Raw genomic sequence first — 14477 nt, forward strand, 5'->3', positions numbered from 1 at the left:
ATTTGCTCCGGAAATATACTTCGCTTTCCTCGGGCATGGCCTTAGCCTCCTCCTTTCGCTACGCTTCGTGCGGGGTCTTCGGCTCATGCTTTTCCCGCAGGAGTCTACGTATATTTCCTCCGCTATCCGAATGATTGTTCGTCTTACATTTAAACATCAATTGTTATGTCCCAGCCTCGTTGAAAGGAATTACTGCATTCCATTCTTCCAATATTCTAATGTATTATTCAAAAGCTTATAGTTTTACTCTTTGCAATCGCAATGCATTCAATACTACCGAGACAGAGCTAAATGCCATTGCTGTTCCTGCTAACCATGGTGCAAGTAAACCAATCGCAGCAAATGGAATTCCTAATGTATTATAGGCAAATGCCCAAAATAAATTTTGTCTAATGTTGCGGATTGTCTTTTTACTCATATAAATAGCATCTGCAATACTCGTTAAATCCCCTCGAATTAACGTAATGTCGGCAGCTTCCATCGCAACATCTGTACCTGTTCCGATTGCCATGCCAATATCTGCTGTTGCTAGCGCAGGGGCATCATTGATACCATCGCCAACCATAGCAACTTTTTTTCCTTGCGCCTGTAATTTTTCAATTACTACCGCTTTCCCTTCTGGCAATACTTCCGCGATTACCTCAGTCACGCCTACTTGTTCACCAATCGCCTGTGCCGTCCGTTCATTGTCTCCTGTCATCATAATGACTTCCAATCCCATTGCCTGTAACCGCTGGATCGCAGACATGGAGGTTGATTTTACCGTATCTGCTACTGCTACTAATCCTGCAAATTTCCCATCAATGGATACTAGCATCGTAGTTTTCCCATTTGCCTCTAATTCCTGCATTTTTAGTATTGCAGTTTCTATCTCGACTTTATTTTTGAGCAATAATTTTCTTGTGCCAATTAAAATTTCATGCCCAGATACATTTGCTTTAATCCCATATCCAGGAATTGCTTCAAAATCGGTGCATTCTAGTAACGAAATACCCTTTTGCACTATTCCTTCCACTATCGCCTCTGCTAGTGGATGCTCCGATTTTTTTTCCGCTGCTCCTACAAGTGCTAAAAAGGTGTCCTCCTGCCATTCATCTACTACTATAACGTCTGTTAAAATCGGCGTGCCATTTGTTACCGTTCCCGTTTTATCTAAAACAATCGTAGTGATGTGATGAGTCTGCTCTAGGTGCTCGCCACCTTTGAATAATATCCCAAACTCAGCCGCGCGTCCCGAACCTGCCATAATCGATGTCGGCGTCGCTAATCCGAGAGCACATGGACAAGCAATGACAAGAACCGCAATTAATTTTTCTAATGCTTCTGCAAAATCACCCGGCGAAACGATGACATACCAAATGATAAAAGTTACAATCGCAATCCCAACTACAATTGGTACAAAAATACCAGATATTTGATCGGCAAGTCGTTGAATTGGTGCTTTTGAGCCTTGCGCTTGTTCTACTACCCGAATAATTTGCGCTAATGCTGTATCTTTTCCTACCTTTGTTGCCTGAACCTGTAGAAAGCCATTTTTATTAATAGTGGAGCCGATTACCGAATCCCCAACTCCTTTATCTACTGGAACACTTTCTCCTGTAATCATCGACTCATCGACTGCCGAAATACCATTAGTAATTAAGCCGTCCACCGGAATTTTTTCCCCTGGTTTAATTTGGATCATATCACCGGTAACTACCTCTTCTAAAGGTATCGTTTGTTCGACACCATTTCGTACAACTGTTGCAGTTTTCGCCTGCAAGCCCATTAATTTTTTTATTGCATCGGAAGACCTGCCTTTTGCTTTTGCTTCAAAATATTTGCCAAGTAAAATAAGGGTAATTAATACAGCACTTGTTTCAAAATACAAGCCTAAGTCATGATAATGCTCCATTCCGATTGTTTGTATCGTTAAGTATAAGCTATAAAAATAAGCTGCTGAGGTACCCATTACGACTAATACATCCATATTGGCACTTTTATTAAGAAGTGCTTTATAGGCACCTACATAAAATTGTTTCCCAATAATAAATTGTACCGGTGTGGCAAAGATTAGCTGTATCCATGGATTCATAAGAAAGTCTGGTACATAAAGAAACGATGTAAATGAAAAATGGGCTACCATTGTCCAAAGTAACGGTAAGGACAAAATAGCGGAAATAATAAATTTACGTTTCTGTTTTTGTATTTCTTTTTGCCGATAATCTACTTCATCTTTTTGTATTTCTTTCTTTTCAATAGCCCCATACCCTATTTGTTTTACCTTCTCCCGAATATCAGGTACGGTAACGATTGATGGGGTATATTGGACAGTAGCAGTCTCTAACGCTAAATTAACGGTCGCATTAGATACCCCTTCTAGCTTATTTAAAACCTTTTCGATTCGATTGGCACATGCTGCACAGGTCATTCCTGTAATCGCAAATTCTGCGGTATCTGTTACAACCTCATAGCCAAGATCCTTAATTTTTTGCTGAAAGTCATCAATAGCTGTTTTTTCAGGGTCATACTTGATTGTTGCTTTTTCTAAGGCAAGATTTACATTTGCCTCGTGAACTCCGTCGATTTTTTTTAGTCCTTTTTCGATCCGGTTCGCACAAGCTGCACAAGTCATCCCGATAATTTTCATATTTGTTTCTTTTCCAGTACTCATTTGGAGATTCCTCCTATACCTATACGGGGTATATTTTTACGAAAAAAGAAGGCAGATGAACCACACATGGTGAAAAAATCTGCAATTTTTTTCTCAACAATTATTTGAATTGTACGAAGTGAATACACTCTGCTTGCTCGTATGTGTCTCCGCGTATTCACGCTTTCTTTTTTTCCATTAGCCTTCTTTAGTAAGCGTTCGCTAGTCCTACATTAAAAAAGAATAATTATAAAACCGTTACGCTACATCATAGCCTTGGTCATCGATCGTTTCTTTGATTGTATCAATGGATACTACTTCCGGATTAAATTCTATTTCTACTTTTCCCTCTGTTAAGTGAACCGTTACAGTATTCACACCATTTAGCGCACCTACACTACCTTCTACTGATTTCACACAATGACCACATGACATTCCACTTACATTTAATGTGATATGTTCCATTTACAAGCATCTCCCTTTTATGAAAAGTATTTTACATTATTTATTTTTTCATTACTCGTTGGATTGTTGTTAAAAATTCATCCAGTACTTCTGTGTCACCCTCTTGAATTCTTTCTACTACACAATGTTTGAGGTGACCCTCGAGAAGGATTTTCGAAACACCATTTAATGCCGATTGAATTGCCGAAATTTGTGTAATCACATCATCACAATAAGTATCCCTTTCAATCAAGCCTTTTACTCCACGTATTTGTCCTTCAATTCGATTTAAACGGGTAATTAAATTCTTTTTCGTTTGCTCGGAATGATGACTCTTCCGTTCATTGGATGAAGTGCAGCACTCTTCTTCCTGTAATTTATCGACATGTTCATTATGTTCCATTAACTTCCCTCCTCAAATACATAATAGCATACCCCCCTACCCTATGTAAAGTATAAGCTAAGAATTTGTTTATTTGTTCTTAGCTTAACCTACCTTATTTAGTATAGGAGGAACTATTTCGGTCTTTCTATATCAAATATATCCCCTATTTTACCATAGCTATTCCCTGCTAAACGACTGACCGCTGATAGCCCTCTAGGATCAATGCGACCGTTGCTATATATTTGCTCATGGACGTGGAAATGAACAATTTTGCCAATAATTAAGTCCGTATTACCAGCTATCTCCATTGATTGCTCCAGTATACATTCCAGCCGCATTTTTGCCTCTTCGACTCCTGGAACGGAAATTTTCACGCTTTGTGTCGGGGTAAGCTTTGCTCGGATTAATTCGCTCTCCTCTGGTAGAAGACTCGCTGCAGTTTCATTTATTTTATCAACATTTTCTTCATCTACAATATGCACTACAAACTCTTTCGTTGCGCTAATATTTCTTGCCGTATCCTTTTGCTTCCCGTTCTTTCGTTGGACTGCTACAGAAATCATTGGTGGGTTGGAAGATACAATAGAAAAATAACTAAATGGTGCACCGTTTATCGTGCCGTCAACAGCCATTGAAGTGACAAATGCAATCGGTCGTGGAATAATTCCGCCAATTAATAGCTTATAATTTTCCCGTTCAGTCTGCATGGTAGGATCGATACTTATCACAAAAACTCCCTCCCAAATCGCGCTATACTAGCTTTTGATACCAACTAGCTGCTGCTTCTACTTCACTTCTAGTTAATTGATGACCGTGATTTTCCCAATGAATTTCTACTGTTGCGTTTGCTTTTTCTAGCAATGCTTTCAATTCCTCGGATTCTTCTGAAGGACAAATTGGATCGTTTGTTCCTGCTGTAATAAATACATTTTTTCCAGATAAATTAGGTAGGGCGATCCCTCTTCTAGGAACCATTGGATGATGTAAAATCGCTGCCTTCAGTGCATTTTCATAATGGAATAGTAAACTACCTGCAATATTCGCGCCATTGGAGTAACCAATTGCTACAATATTATTTCGGTCAAATTCATATTCTTTTGCAGCATCATCTAGAAATTCATTCAATTCCTTTGTTCTCGCGATTAAATCCTCAATATCAAATACACCTTCTGCCAAACGTTTGAAAAAACGTGGCATTCCATATTCTAAAACATTTCCGCGCACACTTAGATAAGAAGCATTACGGTCAATCATTTCTGCTAATGGAATTAAGTCATGCTCATTGCCACCCGTTCCATGCAATAATAGCAAGGTCGGTCGTGTGGAATCTGCACCTTTTTGATAAATATGTTTCATACTTTTTTCCCCTTTCATTTCTTGCTTTTGTTTTTAGCTGCTGTTCCCGCTATAAATATCTATTTCTTACACGTATTTAACCTGTATTTTAATCCAACTCTCGCACTTTAAATGGTAATAACACTCCCTCAATTCTATCACGGATTGGCTCATATTGAGGTGGTAATTTCAATTCATCTCCCATTTTTTCATATGCTTCATCAATGCCAAATCCAGGAGGATCTGTTGCTATTTCAAATAAAATTTCTCCATGCTCTTTGAAATAAATTGAGGTAAAATAATTACGATCCTTAATTTCAGTTACTCCATAGCCATTTTTAGCTAGCAGCTTTTGCCAATTGAGCTGGTCGTTTAAATCTTCTGCACGCCAAGCAATATGATGGACGGTACCTACTCCCATTCTGCCTCTACTACCGGATGGTGTAATTTTTATATCGACAATATTGCCGATTTCACTGTTTGATTGAAAACGAATATAATCGCCATCTTCTCCGACCTTCTCTAGACCCATTAACTCTTCAAGAAGCTGGGATGTTTTTTCTGGATAGGCAGAATATAGTATCGCGCCGCCAAAGCCTTTAATGGCTACCTCTGGTGTTACCTCACCAAATGTCCATTGGTTTGTTGGACCATAGGCGCGCTCCACCAATTCTAAATGTAAGCCATGTGGGTCATCAAATTTGAGGAATTGTTCACCAAAGCGCAATGCTTTTCGAAATGGAATCGCATATTTCGCAAGTCTTTTCTCCCAAAACTCCATACTTCCTACCGGTACTGCATAGGTTGTGACACCAACTTGGCCATCACCGATTCTTCCTTTATAGGCATTTGCCCATGGAAAAAAGGTAATAATTGTTCCTGGGTTTCCAACATCATCTCCAAAGTAAAAATGGTAGGTACCCGGATCATCAAAGTTTACCGTTTGTTTCACTAAGCGCATCCCAAGTACACCTGCATAAAAGTCTACATTTTCTTGAGGATGGCCAACAATTGCAGTTATATGGTGAATTCCTGTTGTTTTCTTCATTATTTTTCGCTCCTTTTCATAATAGAATTTCCTAACAAATGAAGATATTTCTTGTTAAAAATTTCTGTAGTAAAATTTATCTCTATTTCGAGATATATGTTTAAAAAAGGGTGTGTTCATATAGATTGTTGCTATTTGTAAAAAGACCGCAGACTGAATACACTCCGCTTTCCTGCGGGCGAGCGGGAGTTTCCGTGTATTCAGTCTGCTCAGCGCTTCATATAATAATTCTTATCTCATGAAATAATAACAATCCTTTAGAAAACTGCCTTAAAACAATATCAATCTTACTTTTATTTCGACTAAATATATCTTTAATTCGAGATAATTATACTTCTTCCGTTTGTTCTTGTCAATCTCCCACAATTCCAATAAAAATTGGTAAAAAGTATAGGTGTACAGTACTATTTTTTCGAAAATTTGTATATTTTCACTTAGGAGAACATGGTACAGTATAAATGATGCATCCATTACAAATGCTGTTAGAAGGGAGATTACCGGTGGGGATATTCGGTATTGATTATAGTCTTTATTCCTTTAGCCCTTTTTCTTTTAGTCATCTATTTGTCCTATTTCTTTTTCTTATCAGTTGTGCCTGCCTTTATGTTTTTAGAACGAATAATTTCTTTCCTTCGCGAAGGCTGGAATACATGATTGCTTTTTTGTTAATCGGCTTGGAATTATTCTATCAACTTTGGTCCTATGCAAATGGTATATGGCTCCTCAGCCAATCGCTTCCATTAGAACTATGCAGTATCACATTATTTTTAGCCTTGTTATTGATTTTCACCCAGAAAAAAATATTTTATGAACTTGTTTTTTTTACCGCCCTGTTAGGTGCAACCCAAGCACTTATAACACCTGTATTAGCCTTCGATTTTCCACATACTCGATTCTTTCATTTCTTTTTGTCACATATGCTGCTGATCTGGGTTGCGCTTTACTACACGTGGAATAAAGGCTACCGGCCAACCATATGGTCGATTGTAAAGGTGTTTCTCTTTCTAAATCTGCTTTTGCCATTCATAATGTATATCAATACTGTGGTCAACGGTAATTATATGTTTTTGAGCTACAAACCAACAAGTGCAAGCTTATTAGATGTTTTAGGACCGTATCCTTGGTACATTTTATCGTTGGAAGGAATTCTCATTGGATTTAGTATTATTTTATGGTTGCTTTTTCGTAAAAAAAAGAAACATACTGCACATATCGGTTTAAAATATCCAATCGAGAAATAAAACGGAACAATCACTAATATTGATGATTGTTCCGTTTTGTCTAAACATATAATTCCTATAACTAGCTTCTTTCGACATTATTTTAAGACTAATGGCATAACCGGATTTAATATTTGCTGCGGACTTTTTAATTGAAAGCTATGGAGTGAATCGGAATAGTCAATTTTTAGTACTTCATCGAAATATACCTTTTGTGTATTATTGATAAATACTGGGCGATCATTCGTCTTATAAATGGTTGCATTTTCTAAGTTCGGCTCGTTTACATGCCAAAGCACTGGTACTCCACCAGCACAGCCACAATTTTCATCATCAAAATGAATTTTTACCATTCCCTCCTTTTCAGCAATTTGTTTATTTAATTCCTCGATTGCACGATCAGTTATCGTAATTTCCATATTGGACATCCTTTCACCGATTATATTTTTTCACTAAACTATTATAGATTTAGTGTAGCACTTTCTGTTCTTTTAAAGAAATAATACAACTTACTCGCGATAGAGAATCGTCTAAAGATTCCTATAAATATATTGCAAATTTCGACAAGATCTATTATTATATTAAAATAACTTTTAATCATTAAAAACTTTCAGATATTTAACGGAATGATACCGCTTCGGGGGAACTATTATGAATGAAAAATTATCCATAAAATCTTATGTTGTAATTGGCGTCATGTTATTCGCCTTATTTTTCGGTGCTGGTAACTTAATTTTTCCAGCACAGCTTGGTCAACAGGCTGGTAGCAATCTTTGGTTAGGGATTAGCGGCTTCCTGATTACTGGAGTCGGGTTACCATTACTTGGAATCATTGCGATGAGTTTTTCCGGAAGTAATAATTTACAGGATTTAGCGAGTCGTGTCCATCCACTGTATGGAATCTTTTTTACTTCCCTATTATATTTAACTATCGGACCATTCTTCGCAGCACCTCGGACTGGCACGGTTGCATATGAAGTAGGAATTGCACCATTTGTTGAAAAGCAATATGAAGACATTGGACTTTTCATTTTTACGATTGTGTTTTTCGGGATTACACTTTTCCTATCTTTGAAACCTGCAAAAATCGTCGATTATATTGGAAAAATTTTAGCACCTGGTCTCGTCATCCTAATTTTTATATTATTAGCTGTTTCCTTCCTTCATCCGATGGGGGAAATTTCAAGCCCACAGCAATCCTATGAAAACGGATCGTTTGTTAAAGGATTCTTGGAAGGCTATAACACAATGGATGCTCTTGCATCTCTTGTGTTTGGAATCATTGTCATTAATTCGATTAAGGCAATCGGGTTAACAAGCAAAAAAGGGATTATGCAAGCTTCTGCTAAATCTGGTGCAGTTGCTATCGGTCTACTCGCCCTGATTTATATTGGGATCTCTTATTTAGGGGCAACAAGTGTAGAGTCTTTAGGATTATTTGCAACAGGAGGTCCTGTGCTTAGCGGGGCGGCTTCCTATTACTTTGGGAAGCTTGGTTCACTATTATTAGCACTTGTGATTTTTCTAGCTTGTTTAACTACAGCAATCGGTCTAATTACCGCTAATGCGGAATATTTCCATACCATCTTCCCAAAAATCAGCTATAAACTATTGGTAGTATTCTTTTCTGTATCGACCTTTGTTATCGCTAATTTCGGCTTAGCAAATATTATTGTATTCTCTGTTCCAGTGTTGATGTTCCTTTATCCACTTGCAATTGTATTAATGCTTTTAACGTTTTTATCACCACTTTTTTACCATGCTCGAATCGTTTATTTATCGACAATTGCTGTAACTTTTTTGATTAGTATTTTTGACGGACTAAAATCGTTATGCCAATCATTAGCGATTGATTATTTTCATTGGATGCAACCAGTTCTTTCTTTATATGAAGAGTATCTTCCATTTTATGAGCAAGGACTTGGCTGGTTTTTGCCAGCAATCCTAGTAATCTGCATAACAACAGTGATTATTCGTATGCAAACAAGCAAACAGAAACAGTAAACTACTATCGTTTCATAAAAAACCCGCTAGTAGGGTTGATTGACGATTAATTTTGTCAACCGCCGTTAATTAGCGGTTTTTTTTAATACTTCCTGCTCTCATAGTCTAAAGCATATATGCAGGTAATTATCATTATCTTATTGAAATGAAAACCCTTAACATAACATGTTAAGGGATATTTAATACGTATTTACGATTATTTTTCAAAATTAATCGGAATGTAGTGTTGGTATGTCAAGGATAATATGATTAGTTATGTTCATAATTATCCAGAATATAAAAGTTAATACTCTACCAAAATAAAGGATTCTTCATAATTAATCGGAAAAAATTATCAAGAACGGTGTATACTAATTTATCATCTTCTTTAAGTTCATCTGAAACCCAACAAACATACTCTGTTATCAATCCGCTGTCTTTACCCACTAAATAAACATCAAATGGACCGGTTGCCATATCAGGAGCAATTGAGTCAATCCATTATAGGGAACGTTTTCCATTAATTACCTCCTATTAAATAGCGAGAGATAATGATATCTCTCGCTTAAAGTATGGAACGTTTATTCCTGATGTTTATGAAAATTATTCCGATAACTTATGAGAATAATTCCAGTAAATTTTGAACAGTTTCTGATAAATTATGAAAAATAACATTTACCCCACATCCTGCTCCCATTGCTTCTCTTCTGTGACAAAGATAACGCCGAGTTCATGATGCTCTCCTTCGTACAGGGCACGTTGGGCGAAACGGTTTTCGCCATTGATGTCGATTACTTCGAGTTTGCAGTATGCGCGATTTCGTTGCAGCGCACCATAAAACTCTTGTTCATTATTAATCGCGATTCCATTAACGGTTTTAATAACTTCGCCAATTTGTATATGCATTTTCTCTGCAGGGGAATCTGGAATAATATCCAAGACAACGATTCCTGGCTGACTTTTGGAAAAGTAAAATGCTTGTGTGTTGTTGCGAATTCGTTGTGCGATTGATACGAGTATTCGTCCAATTATAGCGACTGCTACTGCTATTACAGAAGCAATTGGGAACCAAAACCCTACTCCCGCGATAATGGTTATTACTGCACCTAATTGGATAACTCGCATTCCAGTATTCCGAACGCCTACAGCTGGAAGCATTGCACGAATCTGTTGGCCGAAACCGAACCAATATGGGATAAATAAAACTGTGAAACTTTCATTATGAATCGGAATGACTGGCCAAAAGTCAAATGGGACAGAAAGTGTACCTTCTGGAATTAAAAATAACAGTGGAACCATCCATAGCCGTTTCGATTCATGAATCCCTACCTTTAACCCACGTTTACTACGAATGATTTTTGGTGAAGTATGCTTCGAGCCGTTGCGATAAATTAAAATACCTTCTATTAATAGTAGTAAACCAGTAAGAAATGCAGCTCCTGGTAATATTGCGGTTGGAACAACTGCAAAAATATCCGTCAAATACGGAACTTTTATTTGCCAATACTGGATAGCCATGATGGCAAAAAAAGTTATACCAGCGGTGTAGGCGGAAGATAGAATACTAGGTTTAAAGCAAAGGGAAAATAACAAAGTCAATATACCAGCTGTGACAATAAATGCAAATGGTACGGTATAGCCGACTAAACAAATAACGATGGAAAAAATCAGCCCCAATAATAGTCCCGTTTTCCAATAGGTCCGCAGCTCAAACCAACCATCCTGTACGCGAATATGAAAGTTTTTTCGTTCCCGCTTAACGCGCAGATAGCCTAAATAAAGAGAATACATTAAGCCAAGATAAAGCAATGGATGAAGAAATAGTTTTCCTATCCCTATTGCTATTTCTAGCAAAATGGTAGTAGCCTCCACGAAACATGCACCTCCTTTGGTGCAGGGCACCAGAAATTATGTTATGTAAATATTCTATTAATTTATTTGAATTGAGTAGAGCTTTCTTTTATTTTACCAAATTTATTGTAAAAAACCTATGGATTAATAAAATATATTCATTTTCTACTACTTCCACTGCTCCGATAAACATAAAAGTGGATAAGGATTTGTCATCTTAGACATCCCTTATCCACTTTCGCTATTGGTCGTATCTTTTTATCTATTATTTTTTCCCATACTGAAAATACTTCAATGCAGTTTGTAATTGTCGATCATTTTTTTGATTATTTAATTCTTCTACCACTTTAGCTTCCATCGCTTCTGCTGTTTGTTTATCAATCGTTCCTGTCACCGGTAAATCATTTTGCTGCTGAAATGCTTTAACGGCAGCCTCGGTTGTTTCACTATAATAGCCATCCAATCTTCCTGGTTCGAATCCAATGCTTTTAAGTAAGGTTTGGGCATTTTTTATTTGTTCATTGTTCATATCCCGTGATAATGTTGTTTCGACTTGAATTGGATGGAGATGGTACAGGTCAGACTGAAGTACATGAATATCTGGGTCAATTCCTTCCTTATGAATCCAATTACCATCCGGTGTTAACCATTTATACATCGTTAGCTTAATATTACTATTATCACCTAAATCTACTTGCTGCTGAACGGTTCCTTTGCCGAAGGTCTTTTCTCCGATGGTTAAATAACCTTCTCCTTCCTTCAATGCAGCTGCTAAAATTTCTGAAGCTGAAGCACTTCCTTTATCCGTTAGCACTACCATTGGATAGTCTTTCTTCTCTTTTAATTTCGAATAAACTTGTTCCCGTTGCCCATCTCTTCCCTCGATTTGAAGCATCGGCTTTTGATCAGTTACTAATGCGCCAGCAATTTCCTCAACACTGGAGAGCAATCCTCCTGGATTACCTCTAACATCGATAATCAATCCTTCAATTTTCTTTTTCTCTAACGCTTTTAGCTGGGCAATAAAATCCTTGCCTGTCTCTCTTGAAAACTGAGTAATCTCGATATAGCCAATATTTGCATTACCACTTTTCATGACAGAGGAATAGACGGTCTCCATTGGAATCGTATCCCGCTTCACTTCGATTGCAATCGGCTCACTTAACCCTTCCCGTTGTACCTCTAACAGGACATTTGTCCCTTTTTTACCACGGATTTTCAATGTTACATCATACAAATCAAAATTCGTTACATCTTCCCCATCTACTTTTAATATTTGATCATATGGTTTCAAACCAGCCTTTTCTGCAGGGGAGTTTTTAAATGGAGCCACAATAATAATTTTCCCGTCTAGCTCACTAATTTCTGCACCGATTCCCTCAAACGATGAATCGAGCGAGCTATTGAATTGGCTTGCTTTTTCCTCATTCATATAAACAGAATAAGGATCATCTAATGTAGCGAGCATCCCTTGTACTGCCCCTTCTACAAGATCCTTTTCCTCTACTTCTTCCACATAAGCATTTTGAATAAGCTCATAGGCTTTTTCTACCTTGGATAAGTCAATAGCCTCTGTTCCCTCTCCAGATGGTTGAAAATACTGTTCTGTATTTTCTTCACTACTCGTTTGATCAAACCATTTCATACTGGCATATGTACCACTAGATGCAACTAGCATCGACCCTATCATTAATCCAATAATCCAAGATTTCTTCATAACTTGTCCTCCTCCTACATGGATGCCCTCTTTCATATTCGAACGACTGAACTATTGGTGCGAAATGAAAGATGCCTACAACTTCCCAAATCTGCTAAAAATGATGTCCTATTTCACTATATGATGACGAAGGACAAGTTATGATTTATATTAGCCACCCGCATATTCACGGTTTTTTTTCCAAGTTCTTAGCAAATAATAGACTTTTTGTTGTATAATATTTGTGTGATTGCACCATTTTTCTCTTTATCTAGAAGAACGGTGTTATTTCTATGCTTTTTACAGTCATTTACTTAATACTTTTTCCGTAGCTTCTTTTTCTTTTGATAAAATTACTTTTGGTAAGTAGATTTTTCTTCGATATAAAATAAAAAGGCAGCACTGAGGCGGTGCTGGCAATAGACATTTCAGTTAAAGGTGAGTGTAAAAAATGGGACGTAAATGGAATAATATTAAAGAAAAGAAAGCATTAAAGGATAAAAATACGAGCCGTGTTTATGCTAAATTCGGTCGTGAAATTTATGTTGTCGCAAAACAAGGCGAACCAGATCCAGAACTAAACCAATCATTACGATTCGTATTGGAACGTGCAAAAACCTATAATGTACCAAGACATATCATTGATCGCGCAATTGAAAAAGCAAAAGGCGGTTCTGATGAAAACTATGATGAGCTTCGCTATGAAGGCTTCGGTCCAAATGGTTCAATGGTAATCGTTGATGCTTTAACAAATAACGTAAACCGTACCGCTTCCGAGGTTCGTGCCGCATTTGGTAAAAATGGCGGAAATATGGGTGTCAGTGGTTCTGTTTCATATATGTTTGATGCAACTGCAGTTATTGGGATGGAAGGAAAATCTGCTGACGAAGTATTAGAAATTTTAATGGAAGCAGATGTAGAAGTACGTGATATTTTGGAAGAAGAAGAAGCTGTTATTGTGTATGCTGAACCAGATCAATTCCATGCCGTTCAATCCGCATTAAAAGCTGCGGGAATCACGGAATTTACTGTCGCTGAATTAACAATGCTACCACAAAGTGAAGTAACATTAGACGAAGAGGCTCAAGCTCAATTTGAAAAATTAATTGATGTACTAGAAGATTTAGATGATGTGCAGCAAGTGTACCATAATGTTGATTTAGGAGAATAATCTATTTGTGAAAAAACTCGCCAGTGATTTATTGGCGAGTTTCTTTATACCAAAATATTGTTGTCTTCATTCCTTTATTTTGTTTGTAAGCAAATAGTCTATTTCTTATCTACCTTTTGTAGAATTCTAGCCACGTAATTATTGTTTTCCATTACCAATAATATTCTTTAACTCATTCCAATGGACAATTCTTGGAAGGGAAACATTTCGATTATATGGCTGATCCTTTACATAAACCTTTGTATTTTCCTTCAATAAAGTATTCAATACTTTCGGTTTGTCATCAAAATAATAATCTAATTGAAGGTTTTTAATGAAATCCACCTTCTCCTCATCTTCCATCCCATAAAAGAAACGATCATCCTCGACTGGAAATCCCCGTGCTTTTACCCATTCCTTTGTCCGTTCTCCATGCTCTTTTGGCCGTGAGGTAATATAATAGATTTCATGCCCTTGTTTTGCCAATGCCTGTAATGTTTCTACTGCATCTGGAAATGGTGGGCAAAATGTATAATAAATATCCTCTAATGTATTATTCCACATCGCATTTCCCTGTTCATCAGTTAAACCAAATGGCTCGTGGATTTCCACACGATCTATCTGATGGAATGTTTCGATTGGAATGTTTTTCCCTAGTTTTTTATTATAAATGTGAAAAGCATGCTCCCGTAAATTGATTAACGTATCATCAATATCAAAACCAAATTTCATT

The 14477-nt window shown here is 37.1% G+C and carries 13 protein-coding genes; 3 read left to right on the forward strand and 10 right to left on the reverse strand.

Going from position 1 to position 14477, the window contains the following annotated elements:
- Positions 1–235: 235 nt before the first annotated feature.
- From OEV98_RS05215 to OEV98_RS05240, 6 genes are all read right to left on the reverse strand, one after another.
- Positions 236–2653 carry a heavy metal translocating P-type ATPase gene (locus OEV98_RS05215; RefSeq protein ID WP_263072157.1) on the reverse strand — a complete coding sequence of 806 codons (2418 nt, stop codon included), beginning with the start codon at positions 2651–2653 and terminating at the stop codon, positions 236–238.
- Between the two features lie 237 nt (positions 2654–2890).
- On the reverse strand, positions 2891–3097 hold the full coding sequence (copZ, locus tag OEV98_RS05220; protein ID WP_263072158.1) for a copper chaperone CopZ: 207 nt from the start codon (positions 3095–3097) through the stop codon (positions 2891–2893).
- A gap of 40 nt (positions 3098–3137) precedes the next feature.
- Positions 3138–3479 carry a metal-sensitive transcriptional regulator gene (locus OEV98_RS05225; RefSeq protein WP_263072159.1) on the reverse strand — a complete coding sequence of 114 codons (342 nt, stop codon included), beginning with the start codon at positions 3477–3479 and terminating at the stop codon, positions 3138–3140.
- 113 nt (positions 3480–3592) lie between these two features.
- Positions 3593–4189, reverse strand: coding sequence for a flavin reductase family protein (locus OEV98_RS05230; protein ID WP_263072160.1), 597 nt, complete (start codon positions 4187–4189; stop codon positions 3593–3595).
- Positions 4190–4211: 22 nt separating this feature from the next.
- The gene (locus OEV98_RS05235; RefSeq protein WP_263072162.1) at positions 4212–4817 is read right to left on the reverse strand and encodes an alpha/beta hydrolase; all 606 of its coding nucleotides are present in this window, start codon (positions 4815–4817) and stop codon (positions 4212–4214) included.
- Between the two features lie 88 nt (positions 4818–4905).
- Positions 4906–5847 (reverse strand): ring-cleaving dioxygenase, encoded by a 942-nt coding sequence (locus tag OEV98_RS05240; RefSeq protein WP_263072710.1) that lies wholly within the window; start codon positions 5845–5847, stop codon positions 4906–4908.
- 473 nt (positions 5848–6320) lie between these two features.
- Between OEV98_RS05240 and OEV98_RS05245 the strand changes: the two genes are divergently transcribed.
- Positions 6321–7085 carry a YwaF family protein gene (locus tag OEV98_RS05245; RefSeq protein WP_263072711.1) on the forward strand — a complete coding sequence of 255 codons (765 nt, stop codon included), beginning with the start codon at positions 6321–6323 and terminating at the stop codon, positions 7083–7085.
- Between the two features lie 77 nt (positions 7086–7162).
- Here the strand turns inward: OEV98_RS05245 and OEV98_RS05250 are convergent, their stop codons facing one another.
- A complete protein-coding gene (locus OEV98_RS05250; RefSeq protein WP_263072163.1) occupies positions 7163–7483 on the reverse strand; it encodes an iron-sulfur cluster biosynthesis family protein in 321 nt (106 codons plus the stop codon).
- Positions 7484–7715: 232 nt separating this feature from the next.
- Here OEV98_RS05250 and brnQ point away from each other — a divergent pair, with 232 nt between their 5' ends.
- Positions 7716–9068, forward strand: coding sequence for a branched-chain amino acid transport system II carrier protein (gene brnQ, locus OEV98_RS05255; protein WP_263072164.1), 1353 nt, complete (start codon positions 7716–7718; stop codon positions 9066–9068).
- A 654-nt stretch (positions 9069–9722) separates the two neighbouring features.
- Here brnQ and OEV98_RS05260 read toward each other — a convergent pair.
- Together OEV98_RS05260 and OEV98_RS05265 are read right to left on the reverse strand one after the other, a co-directional pair.
- Positions 9723–10919 carry a PDZ domain-containing protein gene (locus OEV98_RS05260; RefSeq protein WP_263072165.1) on the reverse strand — a complete coding sequence of 399 codons (1197 nt, stop codon included), beginning with the start codon at positions 10917–10919 and terminating at the stop codon, positions 9723–9725.
- Positions 10920–11163: 244 nt separating this feature from the next.
- Positions 11164–12615 (reverse strand): S41 family peptidase, encoded by a 1452-nt coding sequence (locus OEV98_RS05265; protein ID WP_263072167.1) that lies wholly within the window; start codon positions 12613–12615, stop codon positions 11164–11166.
- Between the two features lie 430 nt (positions 12616–13045).
- Between OEV98_RS05265 and OEV98_RS05270 the strand changes: the two genes are divergently transcribed.
- On the forward strand, positions 13046–13765 hold the full coding sequence (locus OEV98_RS05270; protein ID WP_263072168.1) for a YebC/PmpR family DNA-binding transcriptional regulator: 720 nt from the start codon (positions 13046–13048) through the stop codon (positions 13763–13765).
- A 138-nt stretch (positions 13766–13903) separates the two neighbouring features.
- Here OEV98_RS05270 and OEV98_RS05275 read toward each other — a convergent pair whose 3' ends face one another.
- Positions 13904–14476: a 5' nucleotidase, NT5C type gene (locus tag OEV98_RS05275; RefSeq protein ID WP_263072169.1), complete on the reverse strand. Its 573-nt coding sequence runs from the start codon at positions 14474–14476 to the stop codon at positions 13904–13906.
- Between the last annotated feature and the right edge of the window lies 1 nt (position 14477).

The sequence above is a fragment of the Perspicuibacillus lycopersici genome (genome assembly GCF_025660475.1).
Taxonomy (GTDB): Bacteria; Bacillota; Bacilli; order Bacillales; family Caldibacillaceae; genus Perspicuibacillus; species Perspicuibacillus lycopersici.

Coding starts and splice junctions, on each gene's coding strand:
- OEV98_RS05245 (WP_263072711.1), top strand. CDS start 6,321: ATGCTGTTAGAAGGGAGATTACCGGTGGGGATATTCGGTATTGATTAT.
- copZ (WP_263072158.1), bottom strand. CDS start 3,097: ATGGAACATATCACATTAAATGTAAGTGGAATGTCATGTGGTCATTGT.
- OEV98_RS05270 (WP_263072168.1), top strand. CDS start 13,046: ATGGGACGTAAATGGAATAATATTAAAGAAAAGAAAGCATTAAAGGAT.
- OEV98_RS05235 (WP_263072162.1), bottom strand. CDS start 4,817: ATGAAACATATTTATCAAAAAGGTGCAGATTCCACACGACCGACCTTG.
- OEV98_RS05225 (WP_263072159.1), bottom strand. CDS start 3,479: ATGGAACATAATGAACATGTCGATAAATTACAGGAAGAAGAGTGCTGC.
- OEV98_RS05250 (WP_263072163.1), bottom strand. CDS start 7,483: ATGGAAATTACGATAACTGATCGTGCAATCGAGGAATTAAATAAACAA.
- OEV98_RS05215 (WP_263072157.1), bottom strand. CDS start 2,653: ATGAGTACTGGAAAAGAAACAAATATGAAAATTATCGGGATGACTTGT.
- OEV98_RS05265 (WP_263072167.1), bottom strand. CDS start 12,615: ATGAAGAAATCTTGGATTATTGGATTAATGATAGGGTCGATGCTAGTT.
- brnQ (WP_263072164.1), top strand. CDS start 7,716: ATGAATGAAAAATTATCCATAAAATCTTATGTTGTAATTGGCGTCATG.
- OEV98_RS05275 (WP_263072169.1), bottom strand. CDS start 14,476: ATGAAATTTGGTTTTGATATTGATGATACGTTAATCAATTTACGGGAG.